This window comes from Flavobacterium hydrophilum (assembly GCF_003202405.1).
Lineage (GTDB): Bacteria > Bacteroidota > Bacteroidia > Flavobacteriales > Flavobacteriaceae > Flavobacterium > Flavobacterium hydrophilum.
Genome location: NZ_QJHL01000001.1, coordinates 251,409 through 268,825, shown reverse-complemented (window position 1 = coordinate 268,825; position 17,417 = coordinate 251,409). Strand labels below are relative to the sequence as shown.

13 protein-coding genes are annotated in these 17,417 nt (G+C 34.9%); 3 read left to right on the top strand and 10 right to left on the bottom strand.

Annotation, left to right across the window (positions count from 1 at the left end):
* Positions 1-6: 6 nt before the first annotated feature.
* The 5 genes from uxaC to DMB68_RS01235 form a co-directional block, all read right to left on the bottom strand.
* Entirely contained in the window at positions 7-1,413 is a 1,407-nt protein-coding gene (gene uxaC, locus DMB68_RS01255; RefSeq protein ID WP_031456300.1) for a glucuronate isomerase, read from the bottom strand.
* A 27-nt stretch (positions 1,414-1,440) separates the two neighbouring features.
* Complete coding sequence (locus DMB68_RS01250) at positions 1,441-2,232, bottom strand: gluconate 5-dehydrogenase (protein ID WP_110344868.1); 792 nt, start codon at positions 2,230-2,232, stop codon at positions 1,441-1,443.
* A 5-nt stretch (positions 2,233-2,237) separates the two neighbouring features.
* Positions 2,238-3,077 carry a 5-dehydro-4-deoxy-D-glucuronate isomerase gene (gene kduI, locus DMB68_RS01245; RefSeq protein ID WP_031456302.1) on the bottom strand — a complete coding sequence of 280 codons (840 nt, stop codon included), beginning with the start codon at positions 3,075-3,077 and terminating at the stop codon, positions 2,238-2,240.
* An 88-nt stretch (positions 3,078-3,165) separates the two neighbouring features.
* A complete protein-coding gene (locus DMB68_RS01240) occupies positions 3,166-4,482 on the bottom strand; it encodes an MFS transporter (RefSeq protein ID WP_110344867.1) in 1,317 nt (438 codons plus the stop codon).
* A gap of 47 nt (positions 4,483-4,529) precedes the next feature.
* Positions 4,530-5,975 (bottom strand): MFS transporter, encoded by a 1,446-nt coding sequence (locus DMB68_RS01235; protein ID WP_031456304.1) that lies wholly within the window; start codon positions 5,973-5,975, stop codon positions 4,530-4,532.
* A gap of 436 nt (positions 5,976-6,411) precedes the next feature.
* Here DMB68_RS01235 and DMB68_RS01230 point away from each other — a divergent pair, with 436 nt between their 5' ends.
* From DMB68_RS01230 to DMB68_RS01220, 3 genes are all read left to right on the top strand, one after another.
* Entirely contained in the window at positions 6,412-7,356 is a 945-nt protein-coding gene (locus DMB68_RS01230) for an alpha/beta hydrolase (RefSeq protein WP_110344866.1), read from the top strand.
* 81 nt (positions 7,357-7,437) lie between these two features.
* On the top strand, positions 7,438-7,737 hold the full coding sequence (locus DMB68_RS01225) for an ArsR/SmtB family transcription factor (protein ID WP_110344865.1): 300 nt from the start codon (positions 7,438-7,440) through the stop codon (positions 7,735-7,737).
* Positions 7,738-7,743: 6 nt separating this feature from the next.
* On the top strand, positions 7,744-8,850 hold the full coding sequence (locus tag DMB68_RS01220) for an NADH:flavin oxidoreductase (protein WP_110344864.1): 1,107 nt from the start codon (positions 7,744-7,746) through the stop codon (positions 8,848-8,850).
* Between the two features lie 107 nt (positions 8,851-8,957).
* Here the strand turns inward: DMB68_RS01220 and DMB68_RS01215 are convergent, their stop codons facing one another.
* From DMB68_RS01215 to DMB68_RS01195, 5 genes are all read right to left on the bottom strand, one after another.
* Entirely contained in the window at positions 8,958-10,091 is a 1,134-nt protein-coding gene (locus tag DMB68_RS01215; RefSeq protein ID WP_110344863.1) for an acyltransferase family protein, read from the bottom strand.
* 117 nt (positions 10,092-10,208) lie between these two features.
* Positions 10,209-10,859, bottom strand: a complete 651-nt coding sequence (locus tag DMB68_RS01210) for a DUF1349 domain-containing protein (RefSeq protein WP_110344862.1) — start codon at positions 10,857-10,859, stop codon at positions 10,209-10,211.
* 116 nt (positions 10,860-10,975) lie between these two features.
* Positions 10,976-13,192: a glycoside hydrolase family 3 C-terminal domain-containing protein gene (locus tag DMB68_RS01205; RefSeq protein ID WP_110344861.1), complete on the bottom strand. Its 2,217-nt coding sequence runs from the start codon at positions 13,190-13,192 to the stop codon at positions 10,976-10,978.
* A gap of 205 nt (positions 13,193-13,397) precedes the next feature.
* Complete coding sequence (locus tag DMB68_RS01200) at positions 13,398-15,041, bottom strand: DUF6377 domain-containing protein (protein ID WP_110344860.1); 1,644 nt, start codon at positions 15,039-15,041, stop codon at positions 13,398-13,400.
* Between the two features lie 23 nt (positions 15,042-15,064).
* A complete protein-coding gene (locus DMB68_RS01195; protein WP_110344859.1) occupies positions 15,065-17,323 on the bottom strand; it encodes an acyl-CoA dehydrogenase family protein in 2,259 nt (752 codons plus the stop codon).
* Positions 17,324-17,417: the final 94 nt, after the last annotated feature.

Genomic DNA, 17,417 nt, shown 5'->3' with positions numbered 1-17,417 from the left:
ATTTAATTAAAATTTAAAATATTCTTTTGCATTATTATATGAAATATCAGAAACCATTTTTCCAATCCATTCCATATCTGCAGGAAGTTCACCTCTTTGAATTTCGTCTCCAAGAAGATTACAAAGAATACGTCTGAAATATTCATGTCTTGGGAAAGATAAGAAACTTCTTGAATCTGTCAACATTCCAACAAAACAGCTAATTAATCCCATGTTTGATAGGGCGTTTAATTGTTTAGTCATTCCGTCTTTCTGATCCAAAAACCACCATCCTGATCCAAACTGTACTTTTCCTCTAACACTTCCGTCGTTAAAGTTACCAATCATGGTAGCCATCACTTCGTTATCAGCAGGATTTAAGTTATAAATAATCGTTTTTGTTAATTTATCTTTACTGTCTAATGCATTTAAGAAAGCAGATAATTTTTGAGCTTGTGGATAATCTCCAATAGAATCCCAACCAGTATCCGGTCCTAAAATTCTGTGCATACGCGCATTGTTATTTCGCAAAGCTCCTAAGTGAAACTGCTGAACCCATCCTAATTCATGGTATGTTTCAGACAAAAACAACAATACAGCACTTTGGAATTTCAACGCTTCTTCCGGAGTTATTGTTTGATTTTCTCTTTTCTTTTTGAAAATTGCATTTACTTCAGATTCAGTAAAGTTCTCAAAATAAATCTGATCTAAACCGTGATCACTTAACTTACATCCGTTTGCACTAAAGAAATCAATTCTTTTTCTTAATGCCGAAAGTAAATCAGCATAAGTATTGATTGCTACTCCGGACACATCCCCCAATGTGTCCAGATAAGCATTGTAACCGTCATTTGAAATCAAAATAGCTTTATCAGGCCTGAAAGCCGTGCTCATTTTAGTTTCAAAAGGATTACTGTTTAATTTTTGGTGAAACTCTAAAGTATCAATTGGATCTTCAGTAGTACAAACCAGTTCAGCATTTACTTTTTTAAGCAAATTGCGTGTACTATATTCTGCTGAATTTACTTTTGCAGAAGCTTCCTCATATATTCTTTCAGCTGATTTTTCATTCAGCAAATCGTAGATATCAAAATAACGTGCTAATTCTAAGTGAGTCCAGTGATACAAAGGATTACGCATTGTATACGGAACTGTTTTTGCCCAGTTTAAGAATTTATCTTTATCTGAACCATTACCTGTAATAAACTGCTCATTAACACCTAATGTACGCATTGCACGCCATTTGTAGTGATCTCCGTTTATCCACACATTTGTGATATTATCAAAAATTTTATCTTCGGTAATAAACTGTGGATTTAAGTGATTGTGATAATCAATAATTGGCTGATTTTTTGAATAATTATGATATAATTCTTCAGCGTATTTATTTTCAAGTAAAAAATTATCGTTTATGAATGTTTTATTAGAGCTCATGTCTTATTTTAAAATATAATTTGAAAATTATTCTTCGTTGGATGGTTTTCCGATTGTTGCAAGAATTCCTCCATCAACATACAAAATGTGACCATTAACAAAATCGCTGGCTTTTGATGACAAAAATATTGCTGCACCGGCTAAATCACTTGGATCTCCCCATTTAGCAGCAGGTGTTCTGCTGATGATAAAATCGTTAAAAGGATGTCCATCAACTCGTATTGGCTTAGTTTGCTCAGTAGCAAAATAACCAGGCCCGATTCCGTTAATCTGAACATTGTATTTAGCCCATTCTGTCGCCATATTTTTAGTCAGCATTTTCAAACCTCCTTTTGCAGCAGCATAAGCAGAAACAGTATTTCTTCCTAATTCACTCATCATAGAGCAAATATTGATGATTTTCCCTTGCCTTCTTTCGATCATTCCTTTAGCAACATGCTTAGAAACAATAAATGGACTCACTAAATCTATATCAATTACTTCTCTGAAGTCAGCAACTTCCATATCGATTAGTGGGATTCTTTTAATAATTCCGGCGTTGTTAATTAGAACATCAATAGGTCCAACTTCACCTTCAATTTTTTGGACAGCGTTTTTAACTTGTTCTTCCTCTGTTACATTAAATTTATATCCAACAGCATTGATTCCTTCACTTTGAAGTTCTTTTACTGCAGCATCAATTTTTTCCTGAGAAGAATTTCCGTTTACAACAATTGTTGCTCCGGCCTGACCTAATCCTTTTGCCATTGCCATTCCCAGACCATGAGTACTTCCTGTGATAAGGGCAACTTTTCCTTTTATATCAAATAAATTTGTCATGATTCTTATCTTAAATCAGTGATTTTACAAACATCCATATCTCCGTAATCTAAGTTCTCACCAGCCATTCCCCAGATAAAAGTATAATTACTTGTTCCGGAACCCGAGTGAATAGACCAGGGCGGAGAAATTACTGCCTGATGATTGTTCATCCAGATATGTCTTGTTTCCTGAGGCTGTCCCATAAAATGGCATACCGCCTGATTTTCCGGAATGTCAAGATAGAAATAAACCTCCATACGACGATCATGAACGTGTGCCGGCATTGTATTCCAAACACTTCCCGGACGTAATTCTGTCATTCCCATTTGTAATTGACAAGTAGTAACTACACTTCCAATAATCATTTGGTTTACGGTACGGTGATTTGCAGTTTCCATAGTACCCAATTGTAATTTATTCGCTTCTGCCAGACTTACTTTTACCGTTGGGTAAGTTGTATGTGCCGGTGCAGAGTTGATGTAAAATTTAGCCGGATTATTACTGTCATCACTTTTAAAAATAACCTCTTTGTTACCGCTACCGATATATAAGGCATCTTTAAATCCTAATTCATATACATTTCCTTCAACAATTACAGAACCATTTCCTCCAACATTAATAATCCCTATTTCTCTTCTTTCTAAAAAATATGGAGCTTTTAGGGGATCAATGGTTTCTAAAACTAAATCTCCTTTTACAGGAACAGCAGAACCTGTAATATATCTGTCATAATGAGAATAAACCAATACTACTTCATCTTCCTGCATCAAATCATCAATCAGGAATTCATTTCTCAATTCCTGAGTATCATATTTTTTAACAGCTTCTGGGCTTGATGCGTATCTGGAACTATATTTTGTCATATTTTTATTTTTAATGTAATCGATTGCACAAAATTATATTTTTATATTTAAATATCATAATACAAATGAAAATTTATTTGTGTAATTATTACACTTCTACTTTTTTCATTTTTGGAACTAAAATATGCATGATAAGCCAAGCTAATAAATAAGCACCTCCACAAATACAGAACATTATAAAGTATCCTGTTTCAATTTTACCGATTTTAGTAAAATAAACAAACATATTTTTTTGAACTACCGCGGTTAATAAAATTCCACCAACAGCTCCAAACATCCCCCCTATCCCTGTAACCGAAGCAGTTGCTTTTTTAGGAAACATATCGGACACAGTTGTAAAAATATTAGCACTCCAGGCCTGATGAGCCGAAACTGCTAAACCAATTACCAAAATAGCCCACCACATATTTATCGTTCCTAAATATTGCGAAAATAACACCGGTAAAACTGCAAATGCATAAAGCAGCATACTTGTTTTACGAGCTTTATAAGCTGGCCAGTTTTTTTCAATTAATTTTAACGGAAGCCAGCCTCCAAAAATACTTCCAACGCTTCCAATAACATAAACTAAAGCACATGGCCAAATAATTTCGGTAGTCGAAAGCTTATATTGTTTCATCAGAAAATCAGGCAACCAAAATAAATAAAACCACCAAACCGGATCTGTTAGCAATTTTCCAATTGCAAAGGCCCAGGTCTGACGAAAACTCAATAATTTCAACCAGGAAACTTTTTCAGTATCCTCTGCTTCAATCACATCAACTTTATCAGCATTTATATATTCGAGCTCCGCTTGTGATAATCTCTTTTGTTTTTGAGGCACTTCATAAAAAACAAACCACAAAATCAGCCATATAAACCCTATGACGCCAGTTGCAATCAAAGCCCATTGCCAACCATAATTTTCAGCTATAAATGGTACCGATAAAGGAACAATGATAGCTCCAATATTACTTCCTGAGTTAAAAATACCAGTTGCTAAAGCACGCTCTTTTTGAGGAAACCACTCGGCTGTTGCTTTGATAGCGGCAGGAAAATTTCCTGCTTCTGTAATCCCTAAAAATACACGCGCAATTATAAATCCCCCTGTACCCGTTGCTAAAGCATGACCAACTGCTGCTAAACTCCATAAACCGGTTGCTAATGCATAACCTAATTTTGTACCTAATTTATCAATAATCCCTCCTGCAACCAGCATACCTAATGCATAGGCGATTTTAAAAGCTATTTCTATATTAGAGTAATCGATTACTTCCTGTTCCGGAGTCCAATGAAAAGCTTCTGCAAGAAAAGGTCTTAAATAACTGATTACATTTCGATCTAAATAATTTACGGTTGTAGCAAAGAAAACTAAGCTACATATTGTCCAGCGATATTTTCCTATCGCTGCGTTGGTTTGGTTCATAATCTGGTTTGGTTTGGTTGGTTAATTAGTTAGCTTGTGTTAATCTTTTAAAGATCAGTAATCGGAGCATATTTAGGAACCAAAGATTTCATAACAATCCAGCCTGTCAAATAACATACTGCGCAAATTGAAAAAATGATAAAATACCCAGCCTCAATTCCCTGGAATCCCATAAAAGACATGTTTGTATCTTTACTGTAATCGAATAATAATCCTGAACCTTTATTAATTAAAGTAGAACCAATACCCCCTGCTAAACCTCCAATTCCAGTAATGGTTGCAATTGCTTTTTTAGGAAACATATCCCCAACTGTTGTAAAAATATTAGCCGACCATGATTGGTGAGCCGCACCTGCGATTCCTATAATAATTACCGGCACCCAGTAACTGATATACCCTAATGGCTGTGCAATCAAAGCTAACAAAGGAAAAAAAGCAAAAATCAGCATCGCTCTCATTCTTCCCTCATATGGATTCATCCCTTTCTTTTCTACGAAATAAGTTGGAAGCCATCCACCAATAATTGACAATAAAGTAATCATGTACAATACAAATAATGGCAATGCCGCTTCAGTTGAATCCATTCCGTAAACAGAACTTAAATAAGCCGGAGTCCAGAATAAAAAGAACCACCAAACACCATCTGTCATAAATTTACCAAAAGCAAAAGCCCAGGTTTGTTTGTATTTAAAACAATCTGCAAGAGAAACTTTTGTTTTAGTTTCAGCTACATAGCCTTCTAATTTACTATCCGCAATATCATCCTGTTGTATATAAGCTAATTCTTCAGCACTAACTCTTGGGTGTTTTTCTGGTTTATCATACATAAAAACCCAGAAACCCATCCATACAAAACCTAAGGCCCCAATGATAATAAATGCCATTTCCCATCCGAAAGCCTTAGCAATAAACGGAATAGTAATCGGTGCAGCTAAAGCCCCAACGGTTGCCCCGGCATTAAAAATACTGGTTGAAAATGCTCTGTCTTTTTTAGGAAAATATTCTGCTGTTGTTTTGATTGCCGCAGGAAAGTTTCCGGCTTCACCAACTGCCAGGACAAAACGGGCAAAAATAAACAAGGTAACACTCACATTAATTACCAATGCAGTATCGTTAACTGTATGAATAGCGTCTTTTGCTCCTTCAAAACCTACAAACCAGTCTCCTGTAATAATTCCAGATGTCGCTATACCGCAAAAAGCATGCAAACAAGCTCCCAAAGACCAAATTCCAATAGCCCATAAAAATCCTTTTTTTGTATCTAACCAGTCTACAAATCTACCTGCGAACAATAAAGAGACAGCATAAAAAATAGAAAACAACGCAGTAATGTTACCATAATCATTGTTGGTCCAATGAAATTCCGGTGCAATAAAATCACTCCATGTTAACGAAAGAACTTGTCTGTCTAAATAATTAATGGTTGTTGCAAAAAACAACAATGCGCATATACTCCAGCGATAATTTCCAATAGATTTGTTGGTTTGACTCATAGTAACTATGTTTGTTTTGGTTATAAAACCTTTAAATTAATTTTAAAAACTGATATTTTCAATTTTATGTAAATCGATTTCGTTGATTATTTATAAAGTTTCAAAAGTATAATTAATTATAATAGAAACCTAAAAATGTAATCGATTGCACAAATATAAGTTTAAATACTTATATTCCAAATAAATTACTTATAAAATTATTTCATCCAACAAATTAAACATATATAGTAAAAAAACAGATGTAAAATTACATAATAAATAATACTTTTGTTAAATCAAACAATACATAAAACATTGATATAATACCAAATAAAACTTGTTTTTATAAAGTTTTATTATTGATTTCTCATTAAACAATCTGTCCTTTAAATTATTTACCAACCAATAACATAATACTCGTAGAGTACTAAGTATTTAAATCTAATTCGTTTAAAATTTGAAAACATTTACAGCAACTAATTTCAAAGAAACATTTTATTTATTCCTTTTTTTATTTGGAATCATCCCTAATTTACATTCTCAAATTGAAATTTTATCTCTTTGGAATAAAATACCGGATGAAATAAATGCTCCCGATTACAAAGAAAAAGAAGTTTTAAAAGAAGGCAAAATCCAAAGTACAAGCTTAGTTAGTGTCACAACATTAAGTGTGTTCATTCCTAAAGAAACAAAGCCTGATCAAACTGCAGTTCTTATTTTTCCGGGTGGCGGATATTCGCATTTATCAATGGATAAGGAAGGAACTAAAGTAGCAGAGTGGCTAAATAGCTTAGGAATTGTGGCTTTTGTTTTAAAATATCGATTACCCAGTGATTTAATTATGAAAAATAAATCCGTTGGACCTTTGCAAGATGCTCAGGAAGCAATTCGTTATGTTAGATCCAATGCATCCAAATGGAATATTGATCCGAATAAAATTGGCACGATAGGCTTTTCCGCCGGAGGGCATTTAGCATCAACACTAGCAACACATTTTGATGATAAAGTATATGAATCAAAATTTAACATGAGTGCCCGGCCAGACTTTTCAATTTTAATTTACCCGGTGATATCTATGGAAAACGGTATTACACATAAAGGTTCACAGACGAGCTTATTAGGTCAAAATCCATCTCAGCTTCTTATTGATAATTTTTCTAATGAAAAAAAAGTCACTTCACAAACGCCTCCGACATTTTTAGTGCATGCTTCAGATGATGGTGCTGTGATACCTGAAAATAGCATTAATTATTATTTAGCATTAAAGAAAAACAATATTTCAGCCGAATTGCATATTTACGAAAAAGGCGGTCATGGATTTGGCTTAGGAGTAAAAGACACCAGTCAGTTTTGGAGCAATGACTGTAAAGAATGGCTCAAAATCAATCATTATATTTTCTAAAAACTAATCGCTTATCATAAAATTTATCTAAAATTATTTTTAATTAATTTACATATCGGGAAAAGTCGATATATTTGCAGTATGGAACAAGTAGAAATTTTTAAGGCATTGTCTAATAAGTCAAGATTACAAATGCTGGAATGGCTAAAAGAACCCGAACTCAACTTCCCGGATCAAATCACTGCAGGATTTGAACATGGCGTTTGTGTTGGTCAGATACAAGCCAAAGCAGGCCTTACTCAATCTACAGTTTCTGAATATTTGTCGATTTTACAACGTGCAGGTCTTATAGAATCTACGCGAGTTGGACAATGGACATACTACAAACGCAACGAAAGTGCCTTTGAAGCACTCAGTAAATTAATTGAATCTAATTTGTAAATTATTATGAGTACAAACAGTTTGTTTTCGCCATTCGATCTGAAAACACTACATCTTAAAAACAGAATTGTGATGGCGCCAATGACGCGATCCTTTTCTCCAAACGGAACTCCAACCGAACATGTTGCTTCATACTATCAAAAAAGAGCTGAAGGCGAAGTGGGACTTATATTATCTGAAGGAACTGTTATTGACAGACCCTCATCATCAAACGATGCCAATGTACCGCATTTTTACGGCAATGAGGCTTTAAAAGGATGGAAAAAAGTCATTGATGAAGTTCATGCAGCCGGAGGTCAGATGGGACCGCAAATCTGGCATATGGGAATCATGGACAATCATCACTCGGGATGGGTACCTCCTGTTCCTTTTGAAGGACCTTCCGGGTTTAATCGTCCTGATTTTAGAAATGGTATTGCCATGTCTGAAAAAGATATTGAAAACACTATTTTAGCTTTTGGAAAAGCGGCTGCTGATGCAAAAAGATTAGGTTTCGATACTATCGAAATTCACGGTGCGCATGGATATTTAATTGATCAGTTTTTTAGAGCCGAAACCAATCTCCGTGACGATATTTATGGAGGAAAAACACTTCCGGAACGTAATCGTTTTGCTATTGAAGTTGTAAAAGAAATCAGAAAACAAGTTGGTGAAGATTTTGCTGTAATTATGCGATTCTCTCAATTCAAGCCTTCTGACTACAATTACAAACTGGCTAAAAACCCTCAGGAATTAGAAGCCTGGCTTACTCCAATTGTTGATGCAGGAGTAGATATTTTACACTGTTCACAAAGAAGATTCTGGGAACCTGAATTTGAAGATTCGGATCTGAACTTTGCCGGCTGGGCTAAAAAAGTTACCGGAGCACCAACAATAACAGTAGGTTCAATCGGATTATCAAGTGATTTCTTCGGAGCTTTTGCAGGAGAAAGTTCTGAGCCAACTTCTTTGGAAGAATTAAACAGACGTTTCGACAGAGGCGATTTTGATTTGGCTGCCGTTGGAAGGCCTTTATTATCAGATCCGAATTGGGTTGCAAAAATTAAAGCAGGAAAAACGGATCAATTAAAAGGTTTCAGTAAAGAAGCTTTAGCAGAATTGGTTTTACAATAACAATTTATGTCTTAAATTCAGATGTAAAATGCATCTCAACGATCAAATAGAAAGGGATAAACTTTTAAACAGTTCATCCCTTTTTAAATTATTTTTATCCTCAAAAATTATTCAGCAGCAACAACTTTGCGCTTTTGAAATTTACTCTGCAGCCAGTTACGAACGGGTTCATCATACAATTTCAGACATAAATAAGCGAGTACAATACTGGCAACTAAAACTCCAATTCCTACTATGTATCCGTCCTCTAAAGAAATTTTATTATCTACAACCCAGGCTGTGTACCAATAGATCAACGGATAATGCGTGATATAAATCGGGTACGAAATATCACCTAAAACTTTGCAGATTTTAAGTGAAAACGGATTTTTTGTTTCACCTCCTGCTCCAATTGACACTATCAAAGGAAATATCAGGATAATACAAAACGATTCATATAATCCGTTCATCCAAAGACTGTTTTTATCTCCAATTCTTGGCATCATCAGCACAATTGCTATCAATAAACTGCATACCCAGAAAGCACCTTTTATATGAATTAATTTTCCTAATCGGGAAAGCAAAATTCCGGCGAAAAAAGGATACAGTAAACGTGTAAATCCAACATTCATTTGCTCCAGATTCAGTGACCATCCTCCGATAACGTCTCCTTTTGGACCAAAAACTGTATAATTAATCAACATGCCTGCAAACAGCAACACAAAGATTCCTAAAACTTTATTAGAGAATTTTCGAAAGATTAAAGCGTAAAGAATATTCGCTATATATTCGAAAAAAAGTGACCAGGCAGGTCCGTCAAGCGGATGCATTTCACCCCATCCCCTAATCTCCATTGATGGCGGAACAGGAAGTAATGTAAAACCAATAATCATGGTTAAAATTACCTTCCACACTTCCATCCCGGCAATCATCGGAAACAAAATATCCGAAGCCTGAAAGTAATAGAATATGGCGCCAATAATCATTCCCATAATAACCATAGGCTGCAGGCGAATCAAACGACGTTTGTAAAATTCCAATTGGGTCATTTTCCCCCAGCGGTCATCATAAGCATAGGCTACAACAAATCCTGATAAAAGAAAAAAGAAATCTACGGCAAGATAACCGTGATTGATAATTTGCTTAAAACGGTTTCCGCCAGTAAAGGCTTCAAAAATATGAAAAGCGACTACTATAATTGCAGCTACACCACGTAAGCCGTCTAAAATTTCATAATGTTTTTTTGGTTTAATGTCGGTCATAAAATGGTCAATGGGTTAGTAATTAGTTGTTAATGGTTAATTATTAATTGTAAATATAAAGTTTAATTACACTATCATTCGTTTTTTTATTTACAATCAACAATTAATAATTGATAATTAATCTTGATGATTCTTTAACCATTCTAACCTGCGCTGATCCGGTAAATGAGTTACTTTGAAATTCTCGAATTTAGCTTCAAACCCTTTTCCGTCAGGTGAAGCGGCCATCAGACCTACCATCACCGGTGTATTATCCTGCAATGGTGCGTTTCTTGTCATTATATAATTTTTGTCATCGAAAGAGTAAAATACCTCAACAGCATCTAATCTTCTTACCACTTTTATCCATATAAATGGCGGCGCTTTTTCAAGCGTTGTTACGCTCCAGTCACTTTTATCATGTGTTACAACAGTACTTATGTTGAATTTTCCATCAACAAATTCAACTCCTGTTTTAATATAGTTTTTTTCATCTATTCGAATCATCAGACCCATTTGATCAAAGCGTGCAATATAATTTCCGGTTAATTTTACTTTGGCTTCAAACTCACCTCCATAAGTTGCATAATAAAAAGGGGCATCATCAACCGTAAAACCGTAATGCGAAATACGCCAATAATCACTACCAGCGGTCACGTTCATAATTAAGGCATTGTTTTTAATTTCCCACTTTTCAGGTTCATTAAACCATTGCATTTTGTTCAGGCTTTGCGCCGAAAGGTTTTGTACTAAAAAGAATACTGCTGCAAATAAAGCTATTCGTTTCATAATTATTTTTTTTTATAAAAGTTAAACATTTTATATCTGACTATTTTTCAAAAAGCAAAGCTGTAACTTTTTACGATTACAGCTTTTCAACCAACCAATTTAGAAAATTAATGAAATTATTGAAGCGAAAAAATCACTTTAGATTTTATATCGGTTGAAGATGCACCAACAATCGCTTCAAAAGCTCCCGCTTCTGCAATCCAGTCGTGTTTTTTATCGTCAAAAAAGCTCAAAGCCGTTTTATCGATTGTAAAAGCTACTGTTTTTTCTTCTCCCGCTTTAAGCGAAATTTTTTCAAAACCTTTTAATTCTTTTATTGGACGAGGCAATGAAGATTTTAAATCACTGATATATAACTGAACAATTTCTGATCCTTCCCTGCTTCCTGTGTTTTTTACTTTTACAGAAAATGTAATCTGATCATTAGCAGACATTTGTTTCTTATCAGCAGTTACTTTTCCGTATTCAAAAGTGGTGTAACTTAATCCGTGCCCAAAAGAAAATAATGGTTTTGCTTTTTGTTTATCTGCATAACGATACCCTACAAAAATGCTTTCGTTATATTTAACCTCATCACCTCCCGGAAATTCGCCTAATGCATGTGCTCCGTTATCAGATAATTTTACAGGAAAAGTAAAGGTTAATTTTCCCGATGGATTCACATCTCCAACTAAAACATTTGCCAGTGCATTTCCTGCTTCTGTACCTAAAAACCATCCCTGCAAAATTCCCGGAACTTCTTTTACCCACGGCATTGCTACAGCATTTCCTGAAATATTTACGTAAACAATATTTTTATTTACCTTAACTAACTCACTGATTAATTTATCCTGGTTGTATGGAAGTCCTAAATCTTTACGGTCTGCTCCTTCGGCATCCTGATTATCACTTTTGTTTAATCCTCCAATAAAAAGGACTACATCAGCGTCTTTGGCTACCCTCAAAGCTTCGGCAGTCAATTCAGCAGGTGAACGTTTGTCTTCTAAACTCACTTTTGCTATTACACCATTATAATTACTTGTCGGATCTCCAACATATCCGCGTGCATAAACAATCTCAGCCTGATTACCGATTCTTTTCTTCAGACCTTCCAGCGGAGTGATTTCATATTTTGCTTTTAATGATGAACTTCCTCCTCCAACTGTCATCATTTTGATGGCATTTTCACCAATAACAGCGATTTTTTTAGTTTTGGAAAGATTGATTGGCAAAATATTGTTGTTATTTTGAAGCAATACAATTCCTTCTTCAGCAATTTTCAAACCAGCTTTTGCATGTTCTTCTGTTCCAAATGATCCAAAAGGTCTGTCTTTATTCATATTAGTAAGGAAAGACAAACGCAGAATACGACGCACTTTTTCGTCTAATTCTTTAGTACCTACTTCACCTTTTTTAATCATTTCTGAATATGGTTTTGCCAGATAATAATTATCATACGCGTTACTAGTTCCCCATGAAAGACCGTTGGTCCAGGAACCAAACTCCATATCCAACCCATTGAAAATTGATTGTTTTGTGTCATGAACTCCTCCCCAATCTGAAACAACAACTCCCTTGAAACCCCATTCACCACGAAGAATGTCATTTAGCAAAAACTCATTATGACAGCATTGTTGTCCTTTATATTTATTGTAAGACCCCATAATGGCCCACGCATCACCTTCCTGAACAGCAGCTTTAAAGGCCGGCAAATAGATTTCGTACAAGGCACGATCATCAACAATTACATTTACCGAATTACGATTAGTTTCCTGATTGTTCAATGCAAAATGTTTTACACAGGCAGCCACACCAATTGACTGAACTCCTTTAATATAAGGAACAACCATTTTAGAGGTTAGAAAGGGATCTTCTCCCATATATTCAAAGTTACGTCCGTTTAATGGGCTTCTGTAAATATTTACACCAGGTCCTAAGAGTACATTTTTATTACGATAACGTGCTTCTTCTCCCAATGATTTACCATATAATGAGGCTAATTCTTTGTTCCATGTCGCAGATAAGGCGGTAAGTGCCGGAAATGCAATACAAGAGTCGTTAGTCCAGCCTGCCTGATCCCATTCGTCCCACTTTACTTCGGTACGGATTCCGTGTGGTCCATCGGTCATCCAGTTTTCAGGGATTCCTAAACGCGGCACACCCGGTGAACTAAATTTGGACTGCGCATGAATCATGGCAATTTTTTCATCAGTTGTCATTCGCGAAAGCGCATCTTCGACACGATCATTAAGAGGTTTTTTATCATCAAGATAAATTGGAATTTTATTTTGTGAATTAATTCCAAATGAATTCAGTAACAGTAAAACAACTATTACTTTAACGTTTTTAAACATACCTTTTTATTTATTAATCATTACTATACTATTTTAGATCTGCCCTTTAAAATGCTTTCTAAATAATATGGTAAAGCTATAACGATATCGTCTTCGTAAAAATTCTGAATAAAAAAAAGTAGTAATTTTAAAAAATAAACAACTAAAAATCAAAACCTTAAACTAAAATGAACCTTAAAAAAAGTAGTGATTTTAAAATAAAGAATTAGGCTTTTTGAGAAAGTAAACCAATTTTTATAACCATTTCCTCGAAGTCATTTCGGGAAACAATAGCCTTATTTCTTCCTCTGGTACGATAATTATAAATAGTGCTTAAAGAGTAGCGAAGAAAAGCAGCAATTTTTACGCTATCCGTTATTCCAAGTCTGATAAGTGCAAAAATTCGAAGTTCTGTATTGAGCAATTCTCCATGTTTTACTATAATTTGTTCTTCGGGGATAAGCAAAGCATTGAAGTCTTTTACGAAAGTAGGATACAGACTTAAAAAGATAGTATCAAAATTTCTGTATAATTCTTCCAGTTCATTATCAACCAAAGTAGTTGATTTCAACATTTTGTAAATTTCATCAAACTGTTTGGCTGTTGCCTTTTTGTTTAAGATAACGCGATAATTTTCGAGCTTATTGATGTAGGCTGAACACAGACTAAAGAAATTTGCAATATACTCCTCCTTAATATGATTGGATTCTGATAATTGAGCATTACGTTCCTGAAGCTGATTATTTGCCTCTGTAATATCTTTGTTTAATTCCGCTAATTTCTGACTGGTTTCATAAAGTTCTCCACGAATTCTGGATACTTTTTCCATCTGCTTATAAACGTAAATTACAGCGACAATTAAAAACAACGATAACAAACTAATACACAAAAGATAAACCTGGAGTTCTGTTTTTCGCTGGGCTTCACGTTCTAAATAAGCAGTATTGATAATCGAATAAAGTTGTGACATCAGAAGTGTTCGAAATTGCACGTTGCAATATAATGCGTCTTCAATAGCAGATTGTGTGAGTTTATATGCCATATCAACATCTCCCAATTCATAAAAAACCATAGCCAGTTCCTGTTGTGAAGCATTATCTTTTATGGCTTGTTTAATATCTGAAGTTGCCGAAAGAGCGTAATATTTTTTTACTAAATTGATCTTATTGGTCTTTTCTGAAATGTTCCCCAAAAGATAGGTAATCATTGCAAATTGTGGATTATCGTCTTTCATTCCTTTCAACAGACTTAGTAATTCTTTTTCAGCAACATCAAATTTCTTATGGTAAATATCCTTCTGAATTTTATTGATTTTATAATCTAAAGAATTAGGGTTTAAAACGCCCAGCAACGAATCACGATATTTCCCTATTTGCTCAATAAATCCCCAATTAGGACTGTTTGCGTTATAATGCTCATAAAATTCGCGATAGGTAACATAATAATTAGGCAGTAATGATTTTTCTAATTCTTTTTTATTGATGCTTTTTATAATAGCTTCTGATTCTCTGTATTTTCCTGTTGATGAATACAGGTTTGCCAATTGCAATTGTGCCAGATTCAGCAGCTCTTTTTTATGAAGTTCTTCAGCAATTTTCAGGTTTTTCTTTATATAAAAAATGGCGGAATCTGATTTGAATTTCTGATATTCTTCATATAAAGCCTGATTATAATTATACTCTTGTTCTTTTGACAGCTCTTCTGATTTTATTTTTTTGAAATTTAAAATGCGTTCTTCTTTTAGCCGGACATAATACTGTTTATTTTTCACGGCATCGTTTAGCTTATCCAAAATAGTATCTGTACTATTCGATGAATAACCAAAAAAGGAAACCAAAAGAGTTATAAAAAACAGAAAATAATTTTTCAAGTGATAAAAAATAAGATTTATAATTACACCGCAATTGGAGCCGCAAGGCAACTCTCCGGAATATCAAAAGCATTTACCAGAGAAACCGCATCCGGCCTGATATCCCAACAAAGCTGATTGACCATTTTACGAATGGCTTTGGTTTTTACCGCTTCCATATAACCATCTTCCAGATACCAGCCTTTGTTTTTTTCTATTTGTGAAAGGGCATATAACTGATTTAATTTCAGCAATATTTCTTTAGTTTTTACATCTTCAACTTTTTCTATTGTAATTTGAAATTGTTCCAAAACCACTCTTTCCAAATACGCTTCAGCAACATCAATCATTTGGTGTTGAACCACATTAAAAGCATCATACGCTTCTAAACCTTCATCAATGAGTTTTTTGATACGTCTTGCTGCCGATGCTAAAATTGTTTTTTCTCTGTGTACAAAGGCCTGCAGATGAAACTGATTATCCAGCAAATGTTCATCATCAGTTTTGCGGGTTATGATTGGATTTTTTTCTGCGATTGCGGTTCTGGCATTTTCATACACATAATTGATAATGCCAAAAGATCCCATTTCGCCAAATGACTTTCTGAATTCAGCCAGACGGTTTTTGGCGACCAATTGCATCAAAACGGTATTATCACCTTCAAAAGTGGTATAAATTTCTGTATCGTTTTTTAAGGCGTTTATTCTGTTTTCCGACAAATACCCTTTTCCTCCACAAGCTTCACGGCATTCCTGTAAAATATCTCTGGTGCTCCAGGTCGAATACGATTTCATACCAGCTGCCAAAGCTTCGATATCCTGCATTTCAGATTCTGTTCTGTTTAAAAAACGACTGGTGAGATATTGCAGTCCAAAATGCACCGCATAGGTTTTTGCCAAATGTGGAAGCAATCTGCGCTGATGCATTCTGTAATTTAAAATCGGAACTTCTGAACCGCCTTCGGGTCCGAACTGTCTTCTTTGATCGCTGTAACGAATGGCAATCGTAAGACCGGATTTCGCAGCCGCCAAAGCAGAACGCGGAATCCCGATTCGGCCTCCAACCAAAGTGCCTAACATCGTAAAAAAACGTCTGTTATCACTCGGAATCGGACTTTCGAATTCGCCTTTATCATTTACAGAAGCAAAGCGGTCGAGCATATTTTCTTTCGGAATCACAACATTGTCAAAACGGATGGTTCCGTTATCTACTCCGTTAAGCCCCATTTTATGACCGCAATCGCCTATTGTAATTCCGTTTAAAACATTTCCATTGGTATCACGCAACGGTACTACAAAAGCATTTACGCCATAATCGTGGCCGTCAATAATCAGTTTGGCAAAAACGGTCGCCATTTGTCCGTGAACAGCAGCATTGCCAATATATTCTTTTTGTGCTTTTTCGTGCGGCGTATGGATTGTAAAAGTCTGATCGTTATGATTGTAAGTTGCTGTGGTTTCAAGTCCTTTTACATTTGAACCATGATGTGTTTCAGTCATCGCAAAACAACCCGGAATCTTTAATGAACCAATATCTTTTAAATATTTTGCATAATGTTTCTCGGTTCCCAATGACTGAACGCTCATTCCCCAAAGCCCGAACTGTACTCCAAATTTAATCACCAGACTTAAATCATGATAACTCAATGTTTCCATAATAGCAAAATAATCTGCTATGTTTTCTCCACCTCCGTATTGTTTTGGATACGCCATATTTCCGAGGTTTTCATCGGCTAAAATTTTGCACCAATTGTAAACCGTCTGGCGATAGACATTAATATCAGTAGAAGTTTCATAAGCAAATTCAGGTCTGGAAATAACCGATTTTACTTTTTTGATAATTGCGGCTTCTGTACCATCCAAAATTTCTGTAATTTTCTGTACATCGAAATTAGTATTGGTTTGGGAACTGGCTGTAAAAGAATCTGCCTTGGTTTTAAAGTTCTGAATCAATTCTTCGCCTAAAACCCCAAGATCATTTTCCAGTTTTGTGAATTTTAATTCTAATCCTGAAATATTCAAATCTTTATCAGAAAGTGCTACAACGATATCAAAAATGGACTTTATAGACGATTTATCTTTAATACTTTTCTCAATATCCGATTTCCATTCTGTGAGTTCATTTCGCGAAGGCGGATTCGAAATATCCACTTTCGAAAGAAGAAATTGTATCTCTTCAGGAGAAAGTAGCGTTAGAGAAGTAATAAATTCCTGCAGCGTCGAAAACTCTTTTGGCGTTAAAAGATCGTCTGACCAAACAAGGTATAAAAGTGGTATAAAAGCCTTAATTTTTGAATTCTCCATGGTAAACTAAAGTATTAATTTGTCTGTGGTTAAATTAAGATAATTAATTGAAGTTTTCTATAAATCAGGCTCAATTAGGATTTTTTTCACATTT

Coding starts and splice junctions, on each gene's coding strand:
- DMB68_RS01215 (WP_110344863.1), bottom strand. CDS start 10,091: ATGACCGACATTAAACCAAAAAAACATTATGAAATTTTAGACGGCTTA.
- DMB68_RS01250 (WP_110344868.1), bottom strand. CDS start 2,232: ATGACAAATTTATTTGATATAAAAGGAAAAGTTGCCCTTATCACAGGA.
- DMB68_RS01220 (WP_110344864.1), top strand. CDS start 7,744: ATGAGTACAAACAGTTTGTTTTCGCCATTCGATCTGAAAACACTACAT.
- DMB68_RS01225 (WP_110344865.1), top strand. CDS start 7,438: ATGGAACAAGTAGAAATTTTTAAGGCATTGTCTAATAAGTCAAGATTA.
- kduI (WP_031456302.1), bottom strand. CDS start 3,077: ATGACAAAATATAGTTCCAGATACGCATCAAGCCCAGAAGCTGTTAAA.
- uxaC (WP_031456300.1), bottom strand. CDS start 1,413: ATGAGCTCTAATAAAACATTCATAAACGATAATTTTTTACTTGAAAAT.
- DMB68_RS01235 (WP_031456304.1), bottom strand. CDS start 5,975: ATGAGTCAAACCAACAAATCTATTGGAAATTATCGCTGGAGTATATGC.
- DMB68_RS01210 (WP_110344862.1), bottom strand. CDS start 10,859: ATGAAACGAATAGCTTTATTTGCAGCAGTATTCTTTTTAGTACAAAAC.
- DMB68_RS01240 (WP_110344867.1), bottom strand. CDS start 4,482: ATGAACCAAACCAACGCAGCGATAGGAAAATATCGCTGGACAATATGT.
- DMB68_RS01205 (WP_110344861.1), bottom strand. CDS start 13,192: ATGTTTAAAAACGTTAAAGTAATAGTTGTTTTACTGTTACTGAATTCA.
- DMB68_RS01195 (WP_110344859.1), bottom strand. CDS start 17,323: ATGGAGAATTCAAAAATTAAGGCTTTTATACCACTTTTATACCTTGTT.